This is a genomic window from Acaryochloris sp. CCMEE 5410 (genome assembly GCF_000238775.2).
Classification (GTDB): domain Bacteria; phylum Cyanobacteriota; class Cyanobacteriia; order Thermosynechococcales; family Thermosynechococcaceae; genus Acaryochloris.
The window spans coordinates 1,890,353-1,916,999 of the sequence record NZ_AFEJ02000002.1 but is presented as its reverse complement, the minus strand read 5'-3'; the positions used below and the strand labels follow the sequence as shown (position 1 = coordinate 1,916,999).

Genomic DNA, 26,647 nt, shown 5'->3' with positions numbered 1-26,647 from the left:
TGGAAGCTCTTGCTGGACCTGTTTGCATCAATCGCAAGTTGTTCAAAGCTGACGGTTGCATTCATTCAATCTCTGAGGATCAATCTATCCGTTCTTGTTATGGGTTGCTAAGATTACACTCAACTTCAGGAAAATCTACCCCATTCGACCCTCTTGGTAGATTATATTCAGCAAATTTTTCAACTTGTTTTCTATAGTCTGATAATTGCCATGGCCATACCCAAAAGTCTTTTTGTAGCCTATCGTTGGGTACATCTCGTAGATATTTAATAATCTGGGCATTGCAAGGGCTGATTAGCTCAGCAAACATAATAGATGGCCCTGCATGAAGATTGCCATAAATTACAAAATTAAGCGCTACCTCTTTTTTCTCCTTAAGCGGTAACTGATCAAAATAGGGTTGTATTCGGTATATACAGCCATCAAAGGTTGTAGTGTCAGGGAATAGGTGTAAGCAGTCACGATGCCGAGCCACTTCAATCATGTGCTGCATATTGACTTCTTTAGGCGGATGTTTGGCAACAGTCAAATTACAACCAACCAACATATGGGCAAAGGCTATCAGTCCTATTTTTAGTCGCAAGTACAATAAAAATCACTCCGTGATAAAAATATGATGCCCAGAACTTGTTTGAATCGTTTTAATCGTCCGTCCCGTTACCGGACCAACTGACGACAATATGATTTATCAAAACGGCTGTAAATCAAGAAAAACAATGAATAATGGTAGCCAAGCTAATCCTAAGAGACAGTCTTAAAAATCTACTACCCTAGCTGTATGATTCCTTTTAGCACGGGGACCGCAGGTTTATGATTCTGCCAAGTTATTCGAGGTATCCTTTATGGCTACGCTTCAATATCTCAACCCCCAATCCACCCAAACGCTTCGACAGGGGATTTATGAATTTCACCAGGCTGAAGTAATTGAAAATGATGCCTCAGACACGGTTACACTGGAGTTGCTAGCGGATATCGATATGCATGATGCCATTCATGTTTTGTTTGGTTGTCCCACTCATTTAGATGGCGAGATCTTGGCTCATGTTTGGACTGCTTTGGGCACAACAGTGTCACTGCAAGTTATGCATCGTGTTAACCGCCATCAAGATCATCGGAGTGTATTGGCAGAGATTGGCCATCGGCATTTGCTCAAGACTTGGCTGAAAAGTATTCCTCAGATCTTGCTGACCATGCTTCGGGCCTTGCGTATGAAGCGTCGCTGGCCTGCTGAAGATTATGCTGCTTATTTGGATCAACGCCTCTGCGATTTACGCCATGAGTTTAAGATTCATATTCCGCCACAATCTTCTCATGGAGGGAGAGGAGGAGCCGCATTACGCACAGTTCATTCGTCTTAACTTTTGGTTCCCCCTTCTAGATGAATATCGCCCTCAGTTCCAAGGATGGATAGCCCTTACTTTCAAGTCGCCAATGATTCTCACGTCGCAGCTTTATTGCCGTTAGTGCGTGCCTCTCATGAATTTGAACAGATTGGTTTATCGGAGCAGCAACAGCGTGATGCAGTATTACCTTTACTCAGTACTGATTCTCAAGTTGGACGAGTGTGGTTGATCTTTACTTCCCAGAAAGTGGTGGGGTATGTTGCCTTATGTTTTGGCTATAGCATTGAGCTAGGTGGCCGAGACGCATTTATTGATGAGCTGTTTCTCATCGAAAGTGCTCGGGGGCAAGGCATTGGTAAACAAGTCTTAGACTTTGTCATTCGACAGGCTGCCAGCTTGGGTGTTGCTGCTTTGCATTTAGAAGTGTCCCGTGCCAACGACAGAGCCAAACGACTCTACTCACAAGCAGGCTTCTCGGCCAGAGACCGCTATCATTTAATGACTTTCAAGGTGGCGTCGAATTAGGGCTCTTGACCAATCAAAGTGAACTTAACTGGATTAACGGCTGTTCCTTTAGCTGAAATTCTGCAATCCCCTCAACAGAGGTTGCTGGCCTATCCTGATGAACGAGTGGGTTGCGATCGCATCTCCGAATTGTCAGATCTAGGCATCACTGCCATTTATGATTGGGGTCCCAAGCAGATTCAGGGCTGGCATTGTTTGGGGTTAGGCTATTGCGGGTTAGTCCTATTAGCCCAGCACCAGGACCAGCAGATCGCCCTGAAGGTGCGACGCGCAGATGCCTCTCGTCCATCATTTGCCCAAGAAGCTTCAATGCTGACCCTTGCTAATACTCACCAAGTTGGCCCTCAACTCCTGGGTAGCAGCCCAAATTTTTTACTGATGGACCATGTGGTAGGGCAACCATTGTTGGTCTGGCTGCAATCGTTTCAGGCCTTGACTCACACAACCCTACAATCTCAGTTGACTCAACTGCTTTGGCAAGCCTTTCAGCTCGATCAAGCAAGTCTAGATCACGGCAACCTTCGATGTGTAACGGCCCATAGTATTGTGACCACTCAAGGCCCTGTTTTACTGGATTTCAGCAGTGCCAGTACAACGCGGCGACCAGCAAATGTAACGAGTCTGACTCAGGGTTTATTTTGGGGCACCACAGTTGCATCGTTACTCGTTCCCCATTGGTTTCATCCTGATCAACAACACTGTATTGAGAGACTGCGACACTATAAACACCATCCCACCTCAGAAAATTTTCAGAGATTGCTAGATCTATTATTTGATCCGTGAAACTTGATGGCTAGGGACTAGCCTAAAGGGATTGCGAGTTCAGCCTACACCCCCTAAGATATTGGGATCTGCCCTACCTGGTGGGGCAAGGTCCCAAGTGCAAAACGATAAACTCTTGATTGGCTCATAATCAATGCCTCCAACGCTTTCGCAAATTGGCAATCAGATGTCTGCCTTGACGGGTGTTCGCGCCATCATGAAAGACATTATCGAAACCTTGAGAGCCAATCCCGATGAATCCTTTATCAATCTCAGTGCAGGCAATCCGGTTATCCTACCTGAGGTCGAACAGCTATGGCGGGACTGCACCACCCAATTGTTAGCAAGTCCTGATTACGGTGAAGTGGTTTGTCGCTACGGCACCAGCCAGGGCTATCAGCCCTTAGTCGAGGCGATTCAAAAAGATTTTAATCAGCGCTATGGCCTCAACCTCACGGATCGCCAAATCCTGATTACGCCAGGTAGCCAAGCCCTCTACTTCTTGGCCGCGAATGCCTTTGGCGGGGCAACTGAAACGGGGCAGCTCAAAAATATTGTCTTGCCCCTCTCGCCGGACTACACCGGATATGGTGGTATTTGCCTGACCCCAGAAGCCTTAAAAGCCTATCAACCTACCTTAGAGATTGACGAAACGGCCCATCGGTTCAAATACAGGCCAGACTTTGAACAGCTGCACTTCGATGAAACCACAGGCTGCATCATTTTTTCGCGCCCCTGTAATCCCACGGGGAACGTCCTCAGTAAGGCCGAGGTAAAACAGATTGCCGATCTGGCGGCTCCCTTTGATATTCCAGTCTTGATTGATTCCGCCTATGGGCCCCCCTACCCCAGCCTCAATTACACCCAGATCGCACCCATCTTAGGGAATAACGTTGTCCATTGCATGAGCTTGTCTAAAGCGGGCTTGCCTGGGGAACGGGTTGGTATTGCCATTGGCGATGAGCGTATCATTCAAACCCTAGAAGCCTTCCAAACCAATGTCTGTATTCATTCTGGGCGATACGGACAAGCGATCGCAGCCCAAGCCATCCAATCCGGTGCCTTAGCTAATATCTCCGTCCAGGTGATTCGGCCTTACTATCAAGCTAAGCTCGCCCTCCTCCAATCCACCCTCGACCAACATATGCCCTCCACTCTGCCCTGGTTTTTACATTTGGGTGAAGGTGCAATTTTTGCCTGGTTGTGGCTTAAAGAATTGCCCATTTCAGACTGGCAACTCTATCAACAGCTAAAGCAAGTAGGGGTGATTGTTGTTCCTGGCCACTCTTTCTTTCCCGGTTTATCCCAAGACTGGCCCCACAAGCATCAATGTTTGCGCATTAGCTTAACCGCCACTGACGAAGAAATAACCATCGCCATGCAGCGACTCGTTCAAGTGATTGAAGAAGTGTACCGAAGCAACAAGGCATAATGAAGTTCTTCCAGCTTATGTCAACTCAAAGGATATGCCGGTGAGTGACTCCCTTTCCCCAGATTTACCCAATGATGATACTTCAGAAGAATGGTTAGAAGTTGGCACCATCGTAGGTGCCCATGGATTAAATGGAGAGGTTAAAGTTTATCCAGATTCAGACTTTCCTGAGCGCTTTACCCAGCCGGGCCCCCGCTGGCTAGTACCCCCTATCGGAGCATCGACTCCAGAAGAGATTCAACTTATCAGAGGTCGCTTTGTTGAACGCAAAGGGATTTACGTTGTTAAATTGGCCAATGTCAACTTTAGAGATCAATCCGAAGCTCTAAAAGGAACTAAACTTCTTGTTCGCAGCAATGATCGCCCCACCTTGGCAGAGGGCGAGTATTATCTATCTGATTTGATCGGCATAACAGTTGTTGATCACCAAACCCAAGCAGTCGTAGGTTCAGTCGTTAGCCTTGCCAGTGCAGGCAATGATTTGCTGGAAATTCAACTTGCCGACACTACAAAAACGATTCTGCTACCATTTGTCTCAGCTCTAGTACCGATCGTCGATATAGAGAGAAAACGCATAGAAATTACCCCCCCCAAGGGATTGATTCCTGAGTAGAGTCAGTTGATGCAAAAAACCGCCTTCAAAAGAAAGCGGTTTTTATTGTTGAACTTTTTGAGCTAGCCTAAATGCAGCTAGTACTTTAGAAGCTCGGTCAATCTAGATTCGAGTAGGCTTCTCGCGGAAGAAGACTGCAAAGAAAAACAACCCGATTAGACAGGCAAGAATAAATACGTAAGCAATAACGTCCATAGGATTAAAACCCCTCAATAAATGCTAATTCAAATAACTAAGAAGGCTACCTATACACATTCTAATCATTGTCGGACTTAGAAGCGTTCAGTAGCCTTCTTTTTGAACCTAGTGAGTGCTAAATCAGCACTTCCTTAGAATTCAACATCCTCTTAGGACTAACTAAGCACGGGTGGTTGTGTCACCAACTTTCTGGAAGACACCCCATTCCACTTGCTCTTCAGGTAGGTTAGGATCAACACCCTCGAACACATCCTTGAAGATAGTACGAGCGCCATGCCACCAGTGACCGAAGAAGAAGAGTAGTGCATAGCAAGAGTGGCTGAATGCAAACCAACCACGAGTGCTGGTTCGGAAAACACCATCAGAACCAAGCGTTTCACGATCGAACTCGAAAGGTTCACCGAGCTGAGCTTTACGAGCATACTTCTTAACAGAAGGAGCATCGGTGAAGGTTTGACCGTTTAGAGTACCACCTTCAAAGGAGACTGAAACGCCTTTCTGCTCAAAGCTGTATCGAGATTCAGCTCGTCGGAAAGGAATGTCAGCGCGGACAACACCATCTTTGTCAGTTAGAACAACTGGGAAAGTTTCGAAGAAGTTGGGCATGCGCCGCACGAACAACTCACGACCTTCTGAATCCGTAAATGTAGGATGACCTTCCCATGCTCTAGCAATACCGTCACCACTGTTCATAGCACCTGTGCGGAATAAACCACCTTTAGCAGGGCTATTACCGATGTAATCGTAGAAAACAAGCTTCTCAGGGATTTGATCCCATGTTTGACCAGACTGCACACGGCGCTGGATTTCAGTTTGGAAGTAACCGCTATCCCACTGATAACGAGTAGGACCAAACAATTCGATTGGAGTAGTTGCACTTCCATACCACATGGTTCCAACCATTACGAATGCAGCCGCAGCTACAAAGGCAACAGAACTGGATAGTACGGTTTCAACGTTACCCATGCTGAGAGCGTTATAAAGGCGCTCAGAAGGACGAGAAACAGTATGGAAAATGCCGCCAATGATGAGGGCAATCCCTGCAGAGATATGGTGAGTAACCAAACCCGTGGGATTGTAGGGGTCAAAGGCAAATGGTCTCCAATCTGGGCTAACCCCTTGCACATGACCTGTGAGTCCGTAAGGATCCGAAACCCACATGCCTGGGCCTAAGATTCCAGTTAAGTGGAGAGATCCAAAGCCGAAACAAACAATTCCTAATGTCAGTAGGTGAAGACCGAAAATTTTGGGCCAATCACTTGCGGGCTCAGAAGAACCATCGGGATAGTAGATGTCTAAATCCCAGTTAATCCAGTGCCAAACGGCAGCTAAGAAAAACAAACCTGCAGCCAGGATATGCATGAGGATGACACCCTCATAACTAAAGAAGTTTAGGTGTGCGCCTAAAATTCCTGGCTGTGTAACCCAAGGCTCACCAGTAACTGTCCAGCCACTCCAAGAGTGAGTGACACCAATGCGAGTCATCACAGGCATAACGAATGTGCCTTGACGCCACATGGGGTTTAATACTGGATCGCTTGGATCGTACTTGGCCAACTCGTAGAGTGCCATGGAGCCTGCCCAGCCGCTCACCAGGGCAGTGTGCATCAAATGCACAGATAGCAGTCGTCCTGGATCATTCAGGACGACTGTGTGTACTCGGTACCAGGGTAGTCCCATCGACTACGCTCCTCCTCTTAAAACGTCAATACTTTAACTTGCAGCATTTTTTTAATGGGCCGATCCTAATAAGACCTCACAACCAATTGGTTTATGAAGCCCTTCTTGTATCAATTGCAGTAATTCAGTAATTTAAGCCAACTGCTGTCGTCACTGTGATTCATTGAATCATACTTAGTGCTTACATGGCAGACCTAAGTTGACATTGAAGTCACTAGAACTCAACGGTGTAGGCTAATATGCTGATTATTATTAAAACAAGCAAGACACACTCAAACTTTAGGAAACAGTGGTAAATGATTCTGGAGTTTGAATGATTGAGGGCAACCTAATGTACTATACGAAACAATAAAGTGTATAACGAAGTGTAACTAGAGTAGGGACTCAATGCAAGAGAACTTAACGATTTGAAATTCGGGCGAACTGGCAATTGGTCGGCCTGCCTGCTGATGAACTTATTGCTAAACTCTCTGTTCTGAACCCTTCACCTGTAAACATTTACTAAATAAATCTCAGATCCAAGGTATATCGCCAGCTATGTCCAGCATTCTGTTTGTTAATGAAAGCCAAGAGATAGATGTTTTAGAAGAAGATGATCTACGCTCGGTTGCGCTGGATAACAAAATTGACCTCTATACGTTTAAGGGTAAGTTAATGAACTGCGGAGGCTATGGCCAATGTGGAACATGCCTTATTGAGGTTGTTGAGGGAATGGAAAACCTTTCTCCTCGAACGCCCGTAGAAGATGCCAAGCTTAAGAGAAAACCCGAGACGTATCGTCTAGCTTGTCAAACTTTGGTGCTTGGGTCTGCTTCCATTAAAACCAAGCCTTCATAGCTGTCATGGTCATTCCAATTGCGACCTGTATAAGGAAACCTAAAGAGGCATGACCATCCGTGTTGTTCAAGTAGGTATTGATAAATCTTTCCAAAGAGGTTTAGCAAAAATGGTATTGTAAAGTTTATAAATGCCCAGATGAGATAGAGATTAATTCCTATGCCAGTTAATGATTTAGGTGCAATTGCTACCGCTTTATTCGTCTTCATACCTTGTGTGTTTCTGATTCTTCTCTATGCTCAAACCGCTAGCCGGGGAAGCTAGTCAAGAATCCTTGCACGATATTTGAAAGGATGATTGAGAGTACCTAGTTATCGCTAACTAGGTACTTTTGTGCAGGTTTCTCGTTGATAACTAAGACGATAGTTCGTTCTTAAAAGTAGTTTGTCTTTGGTCATTTGTTGGCTTGAGCACTCAAAGCCAACATGTCGAACTGATTAGTAAATACTCTTTGAGTCGCCCTTAGTTTTGAGGGTTTGGTGTCCACTGGCCACTCATCCACACTTGTGTTCTCAGCTTTCTTGAATATAGACAAAGCGTTTTCGAAGTTTGTATCAATAGTCTTTAATAAATTTTCTCAAAAAAGAAACCGCTTCATCTGTTGGATAACGAAGCGGTTTCTTTTTTGAGAAAAATCTCAAATATAGGGCTCATGATATTGAATTTTCGTATCTGCCCTATGAGCCGTTAAGGCTCCCGACACAGATTTAATACTGAAAGGCTATAGGTGAATTGCTAAAGATAACTGAGAATTTTGGAATGAGCATTTATCGTTCGCGAGGCTTAGCTTTATTGACTTTTAGCTGTCTTCCCATCCACTCAGCACCATCTAAATCAGCAATTGCTGTTTCTTCATCATTATCTTCTGTCATTTCCACGAAGGCAAAACCCCGCATCCGGCCTGTTTCACGATCTACTGGGAGAACAACTCGCTTAACAGTGCCATATTCATTAAAAACTTCTCGGACATCGTTTTCAGTGGCTTGGTAAGACAGATTGCCAATATAAATGGTCATGGTAAAACTCAGAGATTAGAATTGAACGGTAAACGAATGCTTGAGGACAGACAACAATACACCTAAGCAGCAGTTATTTCAGTGGACGCAGCAAACCGATAACATTCAGCAATGCTTTTTGTTAGTAATAGTATTCGCTAGCCGTTAATAACTAATTGGCATCTGGTGTTTAAGATGGCAAGCCCTAAGCTCTTCCCTCGACATATGTATTTTATTACTCTTGCATTGTCTCATAAGAGCAGACGGTCAACCTGTCTTTGATGCCACATTAGTGAGTAACAACAGCAGCTTATAGAGGTTTGAAATGTTATTAAGAGATGGCTGTAGAGGGCAGTCCTAATATTTTTTGATACATCTTATTGTATTCCTTTGCAGATTTAGCCCAGCTAAAATCCACTTGCATGCCTCGTTTCTGTAGTGATTGCCAGGCATCATGATAATGAAATCCTTCCCAAGCCCGAATCATACAGGTATATAAATCCAGTGGTTCGTATCGATCAAAACAGTAGCCTGTCCCTGTTTGCTCATTGGGGTCATGATGGCTAACGGTGTCTACTAATCCACCTGTTCGACGAACGATTGGAACACATCCATACCGCAGGGCGAGCATTTGGCTGATGCCACAGGGTTCATACCGACTGGGCATTAGAAATGCATCAGCTCCAGCATATACTCGCCTGGATAATCCTGGATTGTACAGAAGCTGCGTAGACATCCGACCGTTAAACCTTGAGGCAATTTGCCATAGCTGAGTTTCATAGTAGCGATCGCCGGTGCCCAACAGTACAAATTGTGCATCTGTATACGCCATAAATCGGTCAAGAACCTGAATGACTAGATCTAAGCCTTTTTGCTCGACGAGACGGGCAATCATCCCTACTACGAACGCACCAGAATTAACCTCTAAGCCCAACTCTTCTTGCAATGCAATCTTATTGGCTCGACGTTTGTCTAAGGAGGTAGCAGAGTAATTTTTGGGAATGTACTTGTCAGTACTGGGGTCAAAAGACTCAACGTCGATTCCGTTTAAAATACCCACGAGTTTCCCGCTAATGAAGGACATCAGTCCTTCTAGGGTTTCGCCATAAGCAGTGGTCTGAATCTGTTGAGCATAGGTTGGAGAGACGGTATTCACTTGGTCTGCATATTGGACGGCTGCTGCTAAGGTGTTATGTCCTTGCATATACCATGGGCACCAAGTCATCTGCTCCAATCGCCATCGCCAAGGGCCTTGATACCCTAGATTGTGAATGGTAAAGACGGTCGATATATCTGGAGATTGATGCATCCAAACCGGTATCATCCCTGTATGCCAGTCATGGCAATGAACAATGTCAGGTTTCCAATAGTTCCAACAAAATTCTGCAGCGCCATTAGCAAAGAACGTAAAACGCCAGTCTTCGTTCTCTCCACCGTAGATATGGCGAGGAGAAAAAGTTGAATGTTTGAATAAATAGAGGGGAACGTCTGCTTGAGGTAATACTGTTTCGAAGACGGTGAAATCTTCGAACATAGCCGACCCTGACCAAACTGGTTCTTTAGGAATCGTGATTTTATCTGGAAGAAAACCGTAGTAAGGCATAAATATGCGCACATCGTGCCCCATACTCCTAAGGACGGCAGGAAGTGCTCCAACCACATCTGCCATGCCACCAACTTTGGCAAATGGAGCAACTTCTGCTGAAACGAAAAGGATGCGCATATTGTCCTATCCTGTGAATCTTGCCAATTATCATATCGGGCAACTGCCCGCTTTGCTGTTCATTGGGGCAAAACGCAACAACAGCACATAAAACTCATGTGCTGTTGTTGGACAGTATGTGGTGATGATGGATGGTCTGTAATCGAGTTGTCAGTCCCTTAGAACAAAATGTTAAAGAGGCCAAAACCGCTGGTAATGGGGGAGAGCACATTGCGCAAACCATCCCCAAACTTCGTCAATCCAGAGCGGCCGACGACAATGACATCATTGTTGCGAAGGGCAGGGTTCGTGTCTTCATTGACGGGTTCGCTAAAATTGACCTTGATATCCCTTTGAGCAACGGTACCATCTGGATTGAGGCGGATTAACTTAACTTTGCTTTTATTCGCTCGTCTATCATCAAATCCCCCAGCTGCTAGCACGGCAGTATTGAGTGGAGTATTGGGTTGAATCTTGACAACTCCAGGGCTTTTAACTTCTCCGACTACATTAACGTCGATCGTGGCAGGGGCAAAGCTAACCGTCGCTAATTCTGTCATTTCTGCAGCAGTTAGGCCAACGGCCTTGGGAACTTCAATCGTATCCCCTGCTTGTAAGGCAATATCTTGAGATAAATCGCCTTCTTTCAAAAGCTTCCAGAGATCAACACCAATAGTCTGTGGGTCTCCGTTGTGGGGACGTCGAATGACTCGAACTTCACGAATATTGGCCTCTGGTTTGATACCACCAGCTGTTTGAATGGCTTGGGTGACGGTGGGTAATTCTGTGGATGCTGCCCTGGAATTTCCAAGGGTTCCTGCATCTCTAACGTCAGCACTACCTGGTCGTATGGTATGAGGACCGGGACGATACACCTCACCCACAATGGCTATGTTGATCGGCTCAGACCGATCTGCAGAAAAGCTGGCATTACTGACCAGTAAGGAGTTCCGTCTATCTATTTCTGTAGTGGCATTGATGACAACGGTATCTTTATCACGTAACTCTAGATTCTGGCTTAAGTCGCCTTCCTGGAGTAGCCTGAGTAAATCTACTGGGATGTTCTGTACGGATCCATTCAATTGAGGACGTCTGACGATGACGTTACTTAAATCGGCAGATTGTGATGCACCACCCGCTAACTGAATTAGTTGGGTCACAGTAGGGATTTGATTAGGCGATTCCACTGGGTAAGTCCCAGGCCTTCTAACTTCACCTGTTACGGCTAGGGTGACTGTTCTTGCTCTCACCAAAACCATGGTGACGTAAGGGCGTCGATACAAGCGTGTGTAGCGCAAAGATATTTCTCGTTCAGCCTGGCCAATCGAGCGACCGACGACCGGAACCCGACCGATTAAGGGTAGGCTGACCGTCCCATCTACTAACACTCGGTAGTTAGTGGTAAACAGTTCAGGTTGCCCAAACATTGTGAGCTGGATTTCGTCTCCAGGTCCTAATACATAAGCTTGCTGATTTGCTAGGGCATTACGGTTAGGGGTTACAGCATTTTGAGCAACGGTTAACACTTCAGAAGTTGGGTTGGCTTCTGAGGTTGATACTTGAGCTACGGCAGACATGGGGGTTATCGAGGCTGCAATAGCAATCAGAGCTGCAGAGTGAAGAGGCCTAATCATAGTTAGTTAAAACCCTAGTTAATTTATATACCTAGAAGAAAACAATTATTATAAACGATTGTTTATCTGGAGACGTTGTGCAGGTCGGTATGTTTCTAGTAGTCACTAATGTGACATAGAGATAGTTGTTCTGGCAATTTTCTTGATTTGTCAAGTTGACAATAATCCCTAGAAATATGGGTCGATTGAAGTTTGTGCCAGTATACCGACCACAGTATTCGCAGATTAGACTGATGACAGTGTTGGTAATAAAAAAAGTGGCATTTCTGCATGGAAATTAGACGGATTATTGAGTTACTTCGTCATGGGACACCGGGCGAAAGCATGAAAGTGCAAGGTTGGGTTCGTACAAAACGAGAGCTAAAAGAGTTTGCATTCCTAGATGTGAATGATGGGTCATCGCTACAGGGACTGCAAGTGGTTGTCAACCAAGACCTGCCAGAGTATGAGCAAACTCTCAAATTATTGAATACTGGATCCTCTGTATCTATTGAGGGGGAGTTGGTGGCATCTCAAGGGAAAAATCAGCGTGTTGAGCTAGTCGCCAAGGCGGTGCAAGTATGGGGAACAGCGGATTTAGAGACTTATCCACTCCAGAAAAAGCGACATTCTTTTGAGTTTTTACGGACGATTGCCCATTTGCGATCGCGCACCAATACCTTGGGTTCAGTGTTCCGAATTCGTAATGCCTGTTCCCAGGCCATTCATCAATTTTTCCAAGAACGGGACTTTATGTGGATTCATACACCTATCATCACGGCTAGTGACTGTGAGGGGGCAGGAGAGCAATTAGCGGTCACCAGCTTAAATCTTCAGAATGTTCCTCTATCGGAAGACCAAACGGTTGACTACAGTCAAGATTTTTTTGGCAAACCGACCTATTTGACGGTGAGCGGACAGTTAGAAGGAGAGATTATGGCCTCTGCCTTCTGTAATGTTTATACTTTTGGTCCGACCTTTAGAGCAGAAAATTCCAATACTTCCAGGCACCTAGCAGAATTTTGGATGGTGGAACCAGAGGTTGCGTTCTGTGATTTACAGGGGGATATGGATCTGGCGGAAGCCTTTCTCAAACATGTTTTTAAATCGGTATTAGAGCAGTGTCCTGAAGATTTTGAGTTTTTTAATCTGCGAATTGATAAATCTGTTTTAGAGACGGCTGACACAATTATCAACAGTGAGTTTGAGCGGATTACCTATACCGAGGCTGTGAATCAGCTAGAGAAAGCCAGTCGCAAGTTTGAGTTCCCTGTGGAATGGGGGTTGGATTTACAGTCTGAGCATGAGCGCTATTTATCGGAAGAACTGTTCAAAAAGCCAGTGATTGTCACGGATTACCCCAAACAGATTAAAGCGTTCTATATGCGGATGAATGATGACGATAAAACAGTTGCCGCCATGGATGTTCTGGTCCCTAAAATTGGCGAGATCATCGGTGGCTCTCAACGAGAGGAGCGTTTGGATCTATTGGAGCAACGGATCATCGCTCAAGGGCTGCTCTTAGAAGATTATTGGTGGTATCTTGATCTTCGCCGCTATGGTACAGTCCCCCATGCAGGCTTTGGGCTAGGGTTTGAACGATTGGTTCAGTTTATGACGGGGATGGCGAACATTCGAGATGTGATTCCGTTCCCTCGTACCCCCTTGAATGCTGAGTTTTAGCATAGACATGTTTTAGTACAGATATGGATATCAAAAAGCCCCGCTGATTAACTCAGCAGGGCTTTTTAGAGTATGGGATGACCCAATTGACGGTTTAGCGCCGTGATTCAAAATCATTCAGCCATTTACGCACTTGTTCTCCAGCGATGTCCATACCGCCAAAACCAAACGCCAGTGCTAGCGCTACGGCAATTGCACCGAGCAGTAGTCCAAAGGCTAAGTTGACAATATTCGTCGCAATGCCCATTTGTTGTAGAGCCATTGCAGACACTAAGGCGATAATGGCAACCCGAGCGGCTTGAGCGACCATGCGAGCTTGGGCTCCACCAGAGCTGGAGACGATATTGAAGGTCATATTGGCCAGATAGAGACCAATTCCAAACACCAATACCCCGACCAGCACTTGGGCCAAAATCCTGAGGAGTTCAGTAATAACACCAGTTAAGGGTTGGAATTGAAGAACATCCGTGGCAGGGATTAAGAAGACTAAAATGGTGCCGACCAAAACGACGATTCCAGCAATCTCGGAAGGAGTTTTACCAGAAGACGTGTTGATGGGTCCATCTTCAGAAATGCTATCTGTGGGTTCTTGAGCTGCTTGGAGTCCCAAAATCTGGAAGATGTTGTTGAACCCGAAATTGGCGAGCAAACCAGAAACCAAGTCGCCCACAATTTTTCCAAGGATGTAAGCCACACCCAAAATGACGGCAGCTGTGAAGATGCGAGGGATTGTTCTCAGGACATCCCGCAACATTTCAACTGCAGGTTCAGAAATAGCCGCAATCCCTAAGGCTTGAAACGCAGAAATTGCGAATGGAATTAGGATAAAGACGTATACAACGCTGCCTGCCAAAGTAGAGAGGCTCTGACCACCAATGGCTTGCGTTAAACCGAGTTGTTGCCCCCATCGATCGGCCCCGCTCGCTGTTAGCAAATTGGTGACGATCATGCGAACAATACGGGCCACAAACCAGCCAGCTACTCCAATCAGAACAGCACCCAAGACATTAGGTAAAACTTCCAAAATGTCTTGAACCATTGCCTGTACAGGCTGTAGTGGTCCTTGCAATTTCAGGGTTTCTAAAATTGGGAGTAGGAACAGTAGGAAGATAAACCAGTAAATGGTGTTGCCTAGGGTTTCGCTAATGGAGACAGGCTGTTGTCCACTGGCATCTGCTGGACCGGAAGCCGCACTCAATCGCTCATCTACTGACAAGGACTGGAGGACCCTGACCACAACCATCTTGACCAGCGTTGCGATCACCCACGCCACTCCCATCAGGGCTATGGCCCCTCCGATTTGGGGTAGATACCCCAATACTTTACTCAACAGGTCGTTGAGAGGAGTAGAGATGTTGTCTAGTTTTAAAGAATCTAGAGCACCAACCACTGCAAATAGGACGACGATCCAAAAAACGATCGATCCAATCAGTTTCTCAACGTTGGCCGCCACATGTGAGTCACCAGACCCCGATAACCAGCGGGCGATACGATTATCGATATCTGTTTTGGAGAGAAGGGCTTGTACAAACCACTTAACGAAATAGGCGACTATTACACCAATAATCAGAAAAGCAGCTGCCCCAATGACGGCAGGCAGTGATTGACTCACTCCATTTATGATTGTGTCCAAGGGATTAGAAGCAGCTTGACCTAGTATGAGGCTGCTCGTATTAACTGATGTCACCAACGAGTTGGTGAATATATTTAAGAAGGCATCCATTGATTTTTAGCTCTAAGTCCAATATCTGCAATAGGGAACCATTTGGAAACTGGTTCAAGGAAACTTTTGCTATGCCATTTTATGTACAAAGCAAACATATTTTGTTTGCTAATGCTGACTATTTATAACAGACTATTTCAGACTTACCATAATCCTTCATTGCCCGAAGCGATAAAGTCTTAATAAAGCCTTTGGATCTTATTTGCTATGGTCTTGTTGCTTGTAGTCTAAAGCCTTTGATATATATGCTTTGCACTTGTCTATAGCTATTTTCTTTACCCATGAAAGAAAAAAACTAAAATAGTTGCCATCATCTGAGTATTAGTAATAAAAAGTTAAATCTAGACTCTACTTACGGCTTGAGATTCTTGTTGACGAAGATAGTAAAGTACTCCTATCCAAAGTGATTTTTATTACACTAGAAGTAGAAATATTAAGAAGTGTTTACTAATGGCAACGAAGCAACTGGGCCCTAATGGACCACTGGTATCAGCTGTAGGCATTGGCACATGGTCATGGGGCGATCGGATCTTTTGGGGTTATGGCGATCAGTATGGTGAAGCGGAGGTCGCTGATGCGTTTCAATCTGCGGTTCAGGCAGGAATTTCCCTATTTGATACGGCTGAAATTTATGGATGGGGAGAATCTGAGCGCCTGTTAGGTCAGTTCTCTCGAGACTGTCAGCGTCCTGTGTTTTTGGCGACAAAATATGGCCCGGTTCCCTGGCGTTTAGGTGAAGATGCGGTTCTTCAGACTGTTCAAGACAGTTTGAAACGATTGCAGGTAGATATGATTGATTTATACCAGGTTCATTGGCCTTTCAATTTCTTTATGAGTTATGAGACTCTATTTCGAGCATTGGCTAAGGCGGTTAATCAGGGGCTGATTAAAACCGTGGGTGTGAGCAACTATAGTGCTAAGCAAATGCAGACGGCTCACGCTTTATTGGCCAAGCAAGGGGTGCCTCTCGCTGTGAACCAGGTGCGATATTCTCTGATTACTCGCCAAGTGGAGAGTCAAGGATTGATAGCTAAGGCCAGAGAATTAGGGGTCACCATCTTGGCCTATAGCCCTCTTGCTCAGGGATTGCTAACGGGTAAATATACGCCTGAACAGCTTCCGACTGGCGCTCGCAAAGCCGATCAGCGCTTTAAACCTGAGGGATTGCGAAAATTGGCTCCAGTCACTAACTTGCTTCGTCAATTTGCGGAAGCCCATGATAAGACCATGGCGCAAGTGGCGCTGAATTGGTTAATGGCTCAAGAAGGCGTGATTCCCATCCCCGGAGCGAAAACGGCACAGCAAGCCATAGAAAATGCGGGGGCTTTGGGATGGTCCTTAACGCCTAAAGAGGTGACTGCTTTAGAAGAAGCTAGTCGTCCCTGGTTGTGAAGCCGATTCATAACATTTAAGGTGCAGATTGGCTTTGAACAGCTTGCCGTAGATTACCTTGATGTTGGTCTAGCAAAGCTTGGCCCTGATCGGCAGAGAGGCCTGTCCAATGGACGAGTAGGGCTAGTTTCACTTTGCGATCGCATCTTGCCAACAACTCTCCTGCCTGTTCGCGGGGTAATTCCGTTAGATCAGCAATAATCCGCAGAGCCCGGTCTTCTAACTTACTGTTAGTGACCGAGACATCCACCATCCGATTGCCATAAACCTTGCCAATTTGGACCATCGCCCCCGTGGAGATAATATTCAGGGCTAGTTTAGTGACGCTGCCAGCCTTGAGGCGAGTAGATCCCGCTAGAATCTCTGGTCCTACGAGGAGCCGCACATCGATATCGACATCGATGGAGACCTGATCGGCAGGAACGCAGGCCATAAAAACGGTGGTTGCTCCCCGCTTATTGGCGGCTTGCAAGGCACCATGGACAAAGGGTGTCGTTCCACCGGCGGTAATCCCTACCACTACATCGGTTTCGGAGACGTTTCGTTCTGCGATCGCAGCTGCACCATCACCCGCCCGATCTTCCAGGGCTTCTGAACTTCTGACTAAGGCAGCGTCTCCCCCTGCTAAGATGCCCTGCACCATTTCAGGCGGTGTGCAAAATGTAGGCGGACATTCGGCTGCATCCAGTACCCCTAAACGGCCGCTGGTTCCTGCCCCGACATAAAAAAGCCGTCCACCTTGTCTCAATGCCTGAGCCGTTTTCTCTACGGCTGCTGCCAAGGGTTCTCGGGCTGTGGCAATCGCGCTTATTAGCTGTTGATCTTCTTGATTAAAGAGATCAACCAACTCTAATGCCGTCAACTGATCGAGATTGCGACTGTTGGGATTAATCTGTTCAGTTAGTAGATGTCCACGTTGGCTTAAAGGCTGAGGAGTAGCAGTCAAGGGAATTACCTATGATCGTCGTATCTTAAGCGGTCATCTCGACTCTACCCCTAGAAGGTATTTCCTGAAAGATGCGTTAGAAAATCGTAGATAAATCTAAGACAAAGCCTGGTAGAACTGGCTCTCCAGAAAGTTGAGTAGGGGCTTGGACCACCTCGGCAGGTTGATTGGGACGATAGATCTCCACAACCTGTTGTTTGGGATCAATCAGCCAACCGAGTCGAGCACCATGTTCCATATATTCTTGCAGTTTGGCCTGTAAGGGGGCCAAAGCATCACTTGCGGACCGCAGCTCAACTACAAAATCAGGACAAAGCGGAACAAAGCGTTCTTGCTCGGTAGGTGTTAGAGCATTCCAGCGTTCGATAGCAACCCATGAAGCATCAGGAGAACGATTGGCTCCATTGGGAAGCTGGAAACCTGTACTGGAATCAAAAGACTTCCCAAGGCGAGTTTGGCGATTCCAAGCTCTGAGTTGAAACGTTAAATCGGCATTGCGATCGCCTGTTAACCCGCCTGTTGGAGGCATAATGACTAATTCTCCTAGGGTGGTGCGCTCAAATTTTAAATCGCTATTGTCCTGGCAGAGTTGAAAAAACTGCTCATCACTCAGGTTGATGCGGAGGGTTAAGGCGGATGCGATGGGGGGTGAAGCTATGCTGACCATAATCTTGATGTATGAGAGGTCTAAGCTAACGCGAGGGTTCTGACTTTAATATAGCTGGAGCGATAAAGCAGTCACTTAGGGTCAAATGAAGTTTGCCGGTCAGTTCTACCCCATCAAGGTATGAACCCATCATGCTCTCTGGGAGATATTAGCCTTGATCGGCAACAGTCTTGGGGTGATATCAACACCTTAGAAAAGAGGTGCCCACTTCCCAAAGGCACTAAAATGGAGTGGTTAAGGTGTAAAAATGTACCGTGTGCGATAGTTTTTGTGACATTGTAAAGGTACGATTAACAAAATTTACCCCACCCGAAAACTCAAGAATTCGGCTCAGGATTCACGCATGGCCATATCTGAACAAGTTCAACAACGCGCTGACTTTATCGGTACTCAAGTCATTACCCGCAGTACGGGTAAAAAACTGGGGGTGATTACCCAGCTTTGGGTAGATGTTGATCAGCGAGAAGTCGCCGTCGTGGGTTTGCGGAATACCCTGGTTACTGGCGATGAGCGCTACATGTATCTCAGTAATATTCGGCAGATTGGAGATGTGATCCTGGTCGATGATGAGACCGCGATTGAAGAAATCGATACTTTCGACTTCAGTACTTTAATTAATAACGAAGTCATTACCGAAGCTGGAGAACTTTTAGGCAAAGTCCGAGGGTTTAAGTTTGATACCAGCACAGGGGAAGTTGCCTCTTTAGTCATCGCATCGATTGGAGTGCCCCTGATTCCGTCTCAGGTGTTGAGCACCTACGAGCTGCCCGTGGAAGAGATTGTCAGTACAGGGCCTGATCGCTTGATCGTTTTTGAAGGGGCGGAAGAGCGCCTGAATCAACTGACGGTCGGCATTCTGGAGCGGATGGGTTTAGGGATTCCACCCTGGGAATTAAGCGATGAAGAAGACTATATTCCTAAGACGGCGTCTACCACGAACCAGCTTGGCCCTGGAGAACCGACCACTGCTTACGCACCTGCTCGCCAGGCTGCGCCTGCTCAACAAGCGTGGGAAACGGAAGCCTGGGAAGCGGAGCCAGTCCCCGTAGAGCGTCAAGAAGCCCCTCAGCAACAATATGCATATCAAGAGGAGGATAACTGGAGTGATAGTGGGTCTTCTACCCCTCCAAGTGCTCCAGATCCGAAATATGAGCGGGAAGGAGATGTTTGGGATGATGATTATGAGCCTCAAGAGCTGAAAATCCCTGAACCGCAAAAAATTGCCGAGTACGAACGCGAAGATTTTTAAAACCCTGTTGTTAAGCCACTAGAACTGTGACTGTCCTAACGAATTCTTTGACTGAGGTCGCCCAGCAAACGCGACAGGCGGCAATCCAACTGGCAGGGGCTTCTACAGAAACGAAAAACCAAGCCTTAGAAGCTGTTGCCCAAGCCCTAGAAGCGGCAACGCCAGAGATTCTAGAAGCGAATGTGCAGGATTGTCAGCAGGCAAAAGAAGCAGGCATTGCCAATGCCCTCTATGCTCGGTTAAAGCTGGATGCCACCAAGCTTAAAGGTGCGATCGCAGGGGTACGCAGTGTTGCCACCCTAGAGGATCCGGTGGGGACAGTACAGCTGAAGCGAGAGCTAGATACGGGTCTGGTATTGAGCCGAGTCAGTTGTCCGTTGGGTGTCCTTGGGGTCATTTTTGAAGCCCGACCCGATGCGGTAATGCAAATTGCGGCGTTGGCGATTAAGTCTGGCAATGGCGTCCTGCTTAAAGGAGGGCAAGAAGCTCTTCATTCCTGTCAGGCACTAGTGAAGGCGATTCATCAAGGACTATCGAACACAGCGGTATTGCCCAATGTGGTGGCGTTACTGACCAGTCGAGAAGAAACCCTAGAATTGCTGAACCTCGACCAGGACGTGAACCTGATTATTCCTCGCGGTTCTAATGATTTTGTCCGGTTTGTACAGGAAAATACCCGCATTCCGGTTTTGGGCCACGCGGAAGGTATTTGTCATCTGTATGTAGATCAGGCTGCGAAGCTGGACCAAGCGGTAGAGATTTCGGTGGATTCCAAGATCCAATATCCAGCAGCCTGTAATGCGGTGGAAACGATTTTGGTCCATGATGCGATCGCACCCCAATACCTACCTAAACTAACGGCGGCGTTACAGGACAACCAAGTCAAAGTTTTAGGGGATGCCAAAACTCAGGCCATTGTAGATGTTGCCCCCGCAACCGAGACGGATTGGGCGACAGAATATGGAGATTTAATTGTTTCCATTAAAGTGGTGGAGTCTCTTGCGGATGCCATTGCCCATATTAATCAATATGGGTCGGGGCACACGGATGCCATTGCCACCGAAGATGGCCAAGCAGCGGCTGTGTTTATGAACCAGGTGGATGCAGCCGGGGTGTTCCACAACTGTTCCACCCGTTTTGCCGACGGCTTCCGCTATGGCTTTGGCGCGGAAGTAGGAATTAGCACCCAGCGGATGCCGCCCAGAGGCCCCGTCGGGTTAGAAGGACTAGTCACTTATAAATACCAGCTCAAAGGCCAAGGCCAGATTGTCGCCACCTATGCTGGGCCAGATGCCCGTCCGTTTACTCACAAAGACCTTTAAACTTATCCTGATTAAATTAGCCGCATCGGAACGATTGTTCCGATGCGGCTTCATGATGCGGTGGTCAGAGTTCGATTAGCGGCGTGATGACATAGCCATAACAATTCGGAGAATGTACCAGAATAGCAGGGCTACAGAGGCAAACAACTCCAAGGATGCCGCCACATAATGTCTGGTGGAATAGTGCTTCATCACCTTAGAGGTGTCATATAAAATTGCGGCGGAAGCAAACACCACCATCACAACGGAGAAGAATAATCCCAGGGAGAAGCCGAAAATATAACTGCAAACAATCAGTCCCAGAGCGACAAAACTGCCAATTTTAAGGATGCCGCCGAGAAAGGTGAAATCTGTTCGGGTTGTAAATGCGATCGCAGTCAGCCCTCCGAACATGGTCAAGGTCAAAATACCGGCTGTGGGGATAACGCTAGGGTCGGAGAAAGCCGCAGCAATATAGAGCAAGGGGGCAAAAAGTAAGGCTTGGGCCACCACATAAATCCCCAACCCTGCGTACTGAGTGCCAATTTGGTCTGCTTTAGCAACTAACCCCCGAGACATCCAGCCCAGGAGTGAGAAAGCCCCTAAAATTAACAGCCAGCTAAAACGACTTCCGGCAACAAATTGAGTAATGGCTGCAGCAATGCCTAATTGGAACAGCAGATATTCAACGACAATAAAAGCACCAATGGCTCCTGCTAGATGCAGATAGGTTTTCTGAATAAAAATGGCGCGTTCAGATGGGCGTGACTGGGCGACGCTTAACATAATTTGTATCCTCGACAAAGGCAGTATGAAGTGTCCTGCTATGTACCCAGCTTAATCTACCCATAAATCAATTGCCTGGAAGTTGCCGTTCGCTGGTAGCGCAATACCTTGCTACCCGGCCAATACCAGACTTGAACTAATGTGTAGGGCCATAAAAGTAGACTTACAAGGTGTAAAGGTTAGCAGTAGGGAAGTGTCTGGCAGACAATCCCCCAGGTATCTATGGCTGAATGATGGAGGTGAGTTGTGAGTCGAATCGTATTGACGACGATTGGTTCTTTGGGAGATCTGCATCCTAAGATTGCGATCGCAATTGAGCTACGCCATCGGGGACATGAGGTTATATTTGCTACCCATCAAGAGTATCAAGACCGCATTGAAACCTTAGGATTTGAGTTTCATCGAATGCGTCCTGACAATACCGCCCTTCATGATCCGCATTGCTACCCATCAAGAGTATCAAGACCGCATTGAAACCTTAGGATTTGAGTTTCATCGAATGCGTCCTGACAATACCGCCCTTCATGATCCGCAAGAAATGGCGCGGATGATGGATTTGAGGACAGGGACAGAGTATGTGATTCGCAATTGGGTGTGCGCGAGCTTACGTGAAACATATGCAGACTTGATGGGCGCAGCCCAAAAGGCTGATCTGATCATTCATGGTGAAGGCGTATTGGTGGCTCGATTGGTTGCCGAGAAATTAGGAATTCCCTGGGTGCTCACGGTTCTGCAACCCCTTGCGTTTCTCTCGGCTAAAGATGCATCCGTTGCACCGGGCTTACCGTCTATTTTTCAACTACCTGGCTTGAATGTTGTCGCTCAACGCGCCATTCAACCACTGGCAAAAGTCATGACCCAGTCTTGGGTACAACCGATTCATCAGCTTCGACAAGAGCTTGGACTGCCTGCCCTTAAGGGCAATCCTTTAGTGGATGACAAAGATTCACCCTATTTGGTGTTGGCAATGTTCTCCTCGTTGCTGGCTCAGCCTCAATCGGATTGGCCAGACAAAGCGATGCTGACTGGGTTTGCTTTTTATGATGGCAGTGCTAGAGGCCATAAACTTTCACCCGAACTGGTTCGATTTCTAGATGCAGGGGAACCACCGATTGTGTTTACCTTAGGTTCTGCTGCAGTGATGGATCCAGGACGGTTTTATCTAGAAAGTATCCAGGCTACAAAAGCCTTGAACCGTCGGGCCGTGTTATTGATAGGCCAGAACGTTCCACCCGACCATCTGCCAGACAGCATCATTGCCGTGCGCTATGCGCCTTACTCACAAATCTTTCCCAGTGCTTGTGCAGTGGTTCATCAAGGGGGAGTGGGAACAACCGCCCAAGCGCTACGTGCCGGTTGCCCAACGCTGATTATGCCTTACAGCCACGATCAACCGGATAATGCATCCAGAGTTAAACGCTTGGGGACGTCCAAAACGATTCTCAGAAAGCAGTATCAGGCTAAACGAGTCATTAAAGAGCTAAGTGAGCTACTCGAAAACCCCAAATATGCAGCCAAAGCATCACAGGTGGGGGCCAGGATCCGATCAGAGAATGGAGTCAAGATAGCGTGTAATGCCATTGAGCAACAATTACACCATGCTTGAATCTGACTCTGCTGTTAGCTAAAGAGCGTGAGAGTGGATGAGTATCTAGGTTTAAGCGCCTTCTACCTCAAATCAATCCTTCAAATACTCGTCCGCCATGCTCTTGATTGACAGAGATTGCCCCGAGGCGATCTTAAAAGAATGCTGTGACTGTCCTGGTTTGAAGAGCTGACTTTGTATGGTGGGGGGTGGGCAAATGCCCAGGTCCGATCAAACCACTCTGTTACGGCCTATTTTTTAACCCATAAGATTGCTTGGTCATCTTATGAGGAATCCTCAGTCAACGCTTGTGATTCACAGGCAGGGAGTTCTTTATGTCCATTGCTCATATGCCAGACTTGGTGGTTAGACCTGCCCCCCTCAGTTTGCCAACCGCTGGTGATCTAACGCCATTACCCCTTCAAAGGCCTTTACTCATGATTGGTCATGGCACTCGAAATCCCAACGGTAGACAATGTTTCCTGGATTTTGCAACGCTCTACCAGGAACTCGATCGATCACGACCGGTGTTTCCCTGCTTTTTAGAACTGACGGGACCCAGTATTCAAGAAGTCGTCGATCACTGTGTTGAGCAAGGCTATACCGAACTCTCGGCGCTACCAATTCTGCTGTTTGCCGCTCGCCACAACAAGTTTGATGTCACGAATGAACTTGATCTAGCTCGCAAACGCCATCCCCAGTTGAAATATCACTATGGTCGTCATTTTGGGATTACGCCTGGGATTCTGGACCTATGGAAACAGCGGTTGGAACTACTGGATGCTCCCGAACATAATCCTCAAGGTATCTCCCGTGAAGAGACTGTCCTGCTGTTTGTGGGCCGAGGCTCCAGCGACCCTGATGCCAATAGCGATGTCAGTAAAATGGCTCGCGTCCTCTGGGAAGGCAGTAACTACCAGACCGTGGAAACCTGCTTTATTGGCATTACCCATCCCCGATTGGAAGAAGGATTCCGACGGGCACGGCTGTATCAACCTAAGCGAATTGTTGTGGTGCCCTATTTCCTATTTACGGGCACGTTGGTGGAAAAGATTTTTGATATCTCAGCCCACCAGCAAGCGGCCTATCCAGAGATTCAAGTGACTTGCTTGCCCGAAATGGGGCTGCATCCAGCCTTAGTTCAGGTGCTGCGCCAGCGGGAACTGGAGACCCAGTTGGGACAAGTTCAGATGAATTGCGAGTTATGTAAATTTCGGCTGGCAGCTCTCAATGGCGAAGAGCCCCACAGTCACAGCCATGATCATGGCCATAGTCACGATCACGACCATCATCATGGCCATGGCCACCACGCCACTATCAACGTGGATAAAGAAGCGGATTACCACAATCGCATTTGGCAAGTGCCTTAAACCGAGTGGGTTTGTAACTGTCTCAGGGGTGACTCATCTTGGTAGTGAGGGCTTGTCCCTGCCGTTAGTTGGTGAATCCATCCGAGGTATTGGGTGCTTACACATTCAAAGCCAGCTTCGGTCACCCAGTCGTGGATGCTCTCTTGGGCGTAAACCGTGGAATAGGGTTCTCGAAACAGTCGAATCAGCCAGTCTGCATGGCGGAGGCGGTTTTGATTGCCGTCCAAAATGATGAGTTGTCCACCCGGTTGGAGCAATCGGCGACATTCTTGCAAGACCAAGCGTGAAATGCGCGGAGGCATTTCATGGAAGACCATGCAAATACTGATCACATCAAAGCTGTGAGCCTTTAAGTCTGTCGCTTCTGCTAAGCCATGCAGCCAATGGATGGTGAGCTGAGCCTTTTGGCTCTTATGCTGAGCGTGACACAACATATAGGGCGATAAATCTAGGCCGATGATTTCAGCTTGGGGATAGGTGGCTTTAAGCATCAAGGTCATGGAACCGGTCCCGCAGCCTAAGTCAAGAATTCGTTGAGGTTGCCCTTGAATAGATTTCAAGACTTGTCGTCGCAGGTTCATTTCATGGGGTGGGCAGGCAAAGGCCGTAACCGCGTCGTAGGTAACCGCAGCTTCTTTGCAGAGATAGCCCCCTTCGATCCCGTGAAAGTTGGGGATGCGGTAGTACTGAGGATAGGCTAGATCTGGATTGCTGAGGGCATGACATCCTGCTTCCCAATCATAGGTATCGTATTGGTTTTGATTATCAGCACCAATCAGAATGCGAACAAATCCTTTTACACAAAGTTGCCATAGGGCCTGAGGTACCGTTGTCTTCAAAATCCTGGGGTTGTCGTCTACAGTGAAGTGAGTCAATCGGTGGGCTGATCCGCCAGTCCAGGTTAGACCGAAGTCCACACTGTTAGCAGGCCAGCGTACCTAAATTGCACTCTTGCCCACCATGATAAAGCCAACGCACTCCCCTCTCTATCAAGCGGCAGAAGATTTGCTCGTGTCAGGGACAGGAGGCAGTCAGCCCCCGCTCCCTTATCGGCCCATCCCGCTGTGGGGGGCGTCTGTTGCCTTTGTGGGAAAGTTTGACGCGACCTTGGAGACCCTACAAGCGTTTTGTGAGCGGTTTGAAGCAGAAGTTGTGGCGGACCTTGAAGATGAAATCACTCTTTTAGTGGTGGGACATCAGGCCCCAACTATAGAAACTAGCGCTACGGCCTGTTCAGAAGCAGAGTTGTTGAACCTAACCGATTGGGTACCACCGTCGTTCCCGGCGTTGATTAATCGCCTGATTGCAGAAGGGTTTGATATTACCTATCGGTCGAATGAAGGGGATGGATTTCAGACGACTTTCCAGTGGTCAACAGAGAATACTGAACTATCCTCCGCGCTCTTGGCCTTTGCGCAGCAGTCAGAGGTCGTCCAACGCATTATGGAAGAGGCCCCTCGTCGCTATTCGGCTCGTCAGTTAGCTAAGGTGTTGGCAGACTTTACGCTGTTAGATGCCCAGGATCCGAATCAGGGCTGGTATCAGTTTCTAGAGGTATCTGAATTTGCTTGGGATTTTGATGCCATTAGCGATCGCATCATTGTCTCAGGTGTGTCATTACTCAAAACCATGCAAGCCTGTGTGGGGGAGATTGCGGTTCTCGCTATTCACGATCAGGCTTTGGCAAATAGTGTGGATGCCGTTCATATAATTGGAGGGCTGGATTCCCAAGGACAGCTCATGGGTTTGATTTTGCATCGGGTATGGACATGATGACTCAACTGCACTGTATCCCTGCTTCTATGTGGGGGTGGAATTATGGAATTGAGACGTCCCAAGGAACCGCCAGAATTGAACTGAAGGTAATGAAGGATGAGGGGGAAATTGTCCTACCCGACGAAAGTTACACGATTACACATCCGATGCTGTCTGGAGAATGGGCATTGAAGCAAGATAGCGAGGACTCAATGGTTGCTCAGGCCCAGAAGCCGAATCCCTTGAGGCGCAAACTTGAGTTAACCTTTGGGACTCAAAAGCTCGTTTTGCAGGCAGTCTCCCCTTTCCAACGTGAATTCCAAATTCGTCAAAGTAGTCAGGTCTTGGGACGCATTCGTCCAGACAGTTTTTCGTCAAGACAGGCCACGATTGAGGTAGATGTTCCTTTAGATCTAAAAATTCAATTGTTTCTGTTCTGGTTAACTGTGATGCTTTGGCGTCAAGGAGCCTCTTAGACCACTCACTGCTG

27 protein-coding genes are annotated in these 26,647 nt (G+C 47.1%); 16 read left to right on the top strand and 11 right to left on the bottom strand.

What is annotated here, in order from left to right; translation table 11 throughout:
* Positions 1-97: 97 nt before the first annotated feature.
* Positions 98-529 carry a hypothetical protein gene (locus ON05_RS29650; RefSeq protein ID WP_139025813.1) on the bottom strand — a complete coding sequence of 144 codons (432 nt, stop codon included), beginning with the start codon at positions 527-529 and terminating at the stop codon, positions 98-100.
* Between the two features lie 313 nt (positions 530-842).
* On the opposite strand from ON05_RS29650, the gene ON05_RS29645 reads away from it, so the two are divergent.
* The 5 genes from ON05_RS29645 (at position 843) to rimM (ending at position 4,675) form a co-directional block, all read left to right on the top strand.
* On the top strand, positions 843-1,358 hold the full coding sequence (locus tag ON05_RS29645; RefSeq protein ID WP_010474509.1) for a hypothetical protein: 516 nt from the start codon (positions 843-845) through the stop codon (positions 1,356-1,358).
* Between the two features lie 45 nt (positions 1,359-1,403).
* A complete protein-coding gene (locus tag ON05_RS29640) occupies positions 1,404-1,868 on the top strand; it encodes a GNAT family N-acetyltransferase (protein ID WP_010474507.1) in 465 nt (154 codons plus the stop codon).
* A gap of 18 nt (positions 1,869-1,886) precedes the next feature.
* Positions 1,887-2,651, top strand: coding sequence for a serine/threonine protein kinase (locus ON05_RS29635; protein WP_010474504.1), 765 nt, complete (start codon positions 1,887-1,889; stop codon positions 2,649-2,651).
* Positions 2,652-2,784: 133 nt separating this feature from the next.
* The gene (locus tag ON05_RS29630; protein WP_010474502.1) at positions 2,785-4,062 is read left to right on the top strand and encodes a valine--pyruvate transaminase; all 1,278 of its coding nucleotides are present in this window, start codon (positions 2,785-2,787) and stop codon (positions 4,060-4,062) included.
* A 34-nt stretch (positions 4,063-4,096) separates the two neighbouring features.
* Positions 4,097-4,675 carry a ribosome maturation factor RimM gene (rimM, locus tag ON05_RS29625; protein WP_010474500.1) on the top strand — a complete coding sequence of 193 codons (579 nt, stop codon included), beginning with the start codon at positions 4,097-4,099 and terminating at the stop codon, positions 4,673-4,675.
* A gap of 102 nt (positions 4,676-4,777) precedes the next feature.
* On the opposite strand, the gene ON05_RS29620 is transcribed toward rimM, so the two are convergent.
* Entirely contained in the window at positions 4,778-4,870 is a 93-nt protein-coding gene (locus tag ON05_RS29620) for a photosystem II reaction center protein T (protein WP_071819940.1), read from the bottom strand.
* A 162-nt stretch (positions 4,871-5,032) separates the two neighbouring features.
* Positions 5,033-6,553: a photosystem II chlorophyll-binding protein CP47 gene (psbB, locus tag ON05_RS29615; RefSeq protein WP_010474498.1), complete on the bottom strand. Its 1,521-nt coding sequence runs from the start codon at positions 6,551-6,553 to the stop codon at positions 5,033-5,035.
* Between the two features lie 537 nt (positions 6,554-7,090).
* Here psbB and ON05_RS29610 point away from each other — a divergent pair.
* On the top strand, positions 7,091-7,390 hold the full coding sequence (locus ON05_RS29610; RefSeq protein WP_010474496.1) for a 2Fe-2S iron-sulfur cluster-binding protein: 300 nt from the start codon (positions 7,091-7,093) through the stop codon (positions 7,388-7,390).
* A gap of 159 nt (positions 7,391-7,549) precedes the next feature.
* A complete protein-coding gene (psbM, locus tag ON05_RS29605; RefSeq protein WP_010474494.1) occupies positions 7,550-7,654 on the top strand; it encodes a photosystem II reaction center protein PsbM in 105 nt (34 codons plus the stop codon).
* A 503-nt stretch (positions 7,655-8,157) separates the two neighbouring features.
* Here the strand turns inward: psbM and ON05_RS29600 are convergent.
* The 3 genes from ON05_RS29600 to ON05_RS29590 form a co-directional block, all read right to left on the bottom strand.
* Positions 8,158-8,406 (bottom strand): RNA-binding protein, encoded by a 249-nt coding sequence (locus tag ON05_RS29600; RefSeq protein WP_010474492.1) that lies wholly within the window; start codon positions 8,404-8,406, stop codon positions 8,158-8,160.
* Between the two features lie 310 nt (positions 8,407-8,716).
* Positions 8,717-10,108 (bottom strand): glycogen synthase GlgA, encoded by a 1,392-nt coding sequence (gene glgA, locus ON05_RS29595; RefSeq protein WP_010474490.1) that lies wholly within the window; start codon positions 10,106-10,108, stop codon positions 8,717-8,719.
* A gap of 158 nt (positions 10,109-10,266) precedes the next feature.
* A complete protein-coding gene (locus ON05_RS29590; protein ID WP_010474488.1) occupies positions 10,267-11,721 on the bottom strand; it encodes a polysaccharide biosynthesis/export family protein in 1,455 nt (484 codons plus the stop codon).
* Between the two features lie 270 nt (positions 11,722-11,991).
* Here ON05_RS29590 and asnS point away from each other — a divergent pair, with 270 nt between their 5' ends.
* Positions 11,992-13,383: an asparagine--tRNA ligase gene (gene asnS, locus ON05_RS29585; protein ID WP_010474487.1), complete on the top strand. Its 1,392-nt coding sequence runs from the start codon at positions 11,992-11,994 to the stop codon at positions 13,381-13,383.
* Between the two features lie 94 nt (positions 13,384-13,477).
* On the opposite strand, the gene ON05_RS29580 is transcribed toward asnS, so the two are convergent.
* Complete coding sequence (locus ON05_RS29580; protein WP_010474485.1) at positions 13,478-15,106, bottom strand: mechanosensitive ion channel; 1,629 nt, start codon at positions 15,104-15,106, stop codon at positions 13,478-13,480.
* Between the two features lie 450 nt (positions 15,107-15,556).
* Between ON05_RS29580 and ON05_RS29575 the strand changes: the two genes are divergently transcribed.
* Entirely contained in the window at positions 15,557-16,498 is a 942-nt protein-coding gene (locus tag ON05_RS29575; protein WP_010474484.1) for an aldo/keto reductase, read from the top strand.
* 16 nt (positions 16,499-16,514) lie between these two features.
* On the opposite strand, the gene murQ is transcribed toward ON05_RS29575, so the two are convergent.
* Together murQ and ON05_RS29565 are read right to left on the bottom strand one after the other, a co-directional pair.
* Positions 16,515-17,444: an N-acetylmuramic acid 6-phosphate etherase gene (murQ, locus tag ON05_RS29570; RefSeq protein ID WP_010474483.1), complete on the bottom strand. Its 930-nt coding sequence runs from the start codon at positions 17,442-17,444 to the stop codon at positions 16,515-16,517.
* 76 nt (positions 17,445-17,520) lie between these two features.
* On the bottom strand, positions 17,521-18,111 hold the full coding sequence (locus ON05_RS29565; RefSeq protein ID WP_010474482.1) for a Uma2 family endonuclease: 591 nt from the start codon (positions 18,109-18,111) through the stop codon (positions 17,521-17,523).
* A gap of 343 nt (positions 18,112-18,454) precedes the next feature.
* Between ON05_RS29565 and ON05_RS29560 the strand changes: the two genes are divergently transcribed.
* Both ON05_RS29560 and ON05_RS29555 read left to right on the top strand, forming a co-directional pair.
* Positions 18,455-19,360 carry a PRC-barrel domain-containing protein gene (locus tag ON05_RS29560; protein WP_010474481.1) on the top strand — a complete coding sequence of 302 codons (906 nt, stop codon included), beginning with the start codon at positions 18,455-18,457 and terminating at the stop codon, positions 19,358-19,360.
* A gap of 26 nt (positions 19,361-19,386) precedes the next feature.
* Positions 19,387-20,682: a glutamate-5-semialdehyde dehydrogenase gene (locus tag ON05_RS29555; protein ID WP_029315245.1), complete on the top strand. Its 1,296-nt coding sequence runs from the start codon at positions 19,387-19,389 to the stop codon at positions 20,680-20,682.
* Positions 20,683-20,757: 75 nt separating this feature from the next.
* On the opposite strand, the gene ON05_RS29550 is transcribed toward ON05_RS29555, so the two are convergent.
* The gene (locus ON05_RS29550; RefSeq protein WP_010474479.1) at positions 20,758-21,447 is read right to left on the bottom strand and encodes a Bax inhibitor-1 family protein; all 690 of its coding nucleotides are present in this window, start codon (positions 21,445-21,447) and stop codon (positions 20,758-20,760) included.
* 246 nt (positions 21,448-21,693) lie between these two features.
* Between ON05_RS29550 and ON05_RS29545 the strand changes: the two genes are divergently transcribed.
* The 3 genes from ON05_RS29545 to ON05_RS29535 all read left to right on the top strand — a co-directional run bounded on the left by ON05_RS29545 (position 21,694) and on the right by ON05_RS29535 (position 24,402).
* Positions 21,694-21,921: a glycosyltransferase gene (locus tag ON05_RS29545; protein WP_010474478.1), complete on the top strand. Its 228-nt coding sequence runs from the start codon at positions 21,694-21,696 to the stop codon at positions 21,919-21,921.
* Positions 21,878-23,053 (top strand): nucleotide disphospho-sugar-binding domain-containing protein, encoded by a 1,176-nt coding sequence (locus ON05_RS38175; protein ID WP_010474477.1) that lies wholly within the window; start codon positions 21,878-21,880, stop codon positions 23,051-23,053. The genes ON05_RS29545 and ON05_RS38175 overlap by 44 nt, the downstream gene beginning before the upstream one ends.
* Positions 23,054-23,367: 314 nt before the next feature.
* The gene (locus tag ON05_RS29535; protein WP_010474475.1) at positions 23,368-24,402 is read left to right on the top strand and encodes a sirohydrochlorin chelatase; all 1,035 of its coding nucleotides are present in this window, start codon (positions 23,368-23,370) and stop codon (positions 24,400-24,402) included.
* On the opposite strand, the gene ON05_RS29530 is transcribed toward ON05_RS29535, so the two are convergent.
* Positions 24,399-25,319, bottom strand: coding sequence for a class I SAM-dependent methyltransferase (locus tag ON05_RS29530; protein WP_010474473.1), 921 nt, complete (start codon positions 25,317-25,319; stop codon positions 24,399-24,401). The two genes, ON05_RS29535 and ON05_RS29530, sit on opposite strands and share 4 nt — an antisense overlap.
* Positions 25,320-25,362: 43 nt before the next feature.
* Here ON05_RS29530 and ON05_RS29525 point away from each other — a divergent pair, with 43 nt between their 5' ends.
* Positions 25,363-26,175 (top strand): hypothetical protein, encoded by an 813-nt coding sequence (locus tag ON05_RS29525; RefSeq protein ID WP_039780431.1) that lies wholly within the window; start codon positions 25,363-25,365, stop codon positions 26,173-26,175.
* Positions 26,172-26,633, top strand: a complete 462-nt coding sequence (locus tag ON05_RS29520) for a hypothetical protein (RefSeq protein ID WP_139025810.1) — start codon at positions 26,172-26,174, stop codon at positions 26,631-26,633. Before ON05_RS29525 ends, ON05_RS29520 begins: the two co-directional genes overlap by 4 nt.
* Positions 26,634-26,647: the final 14 nt, after the last annotated feature.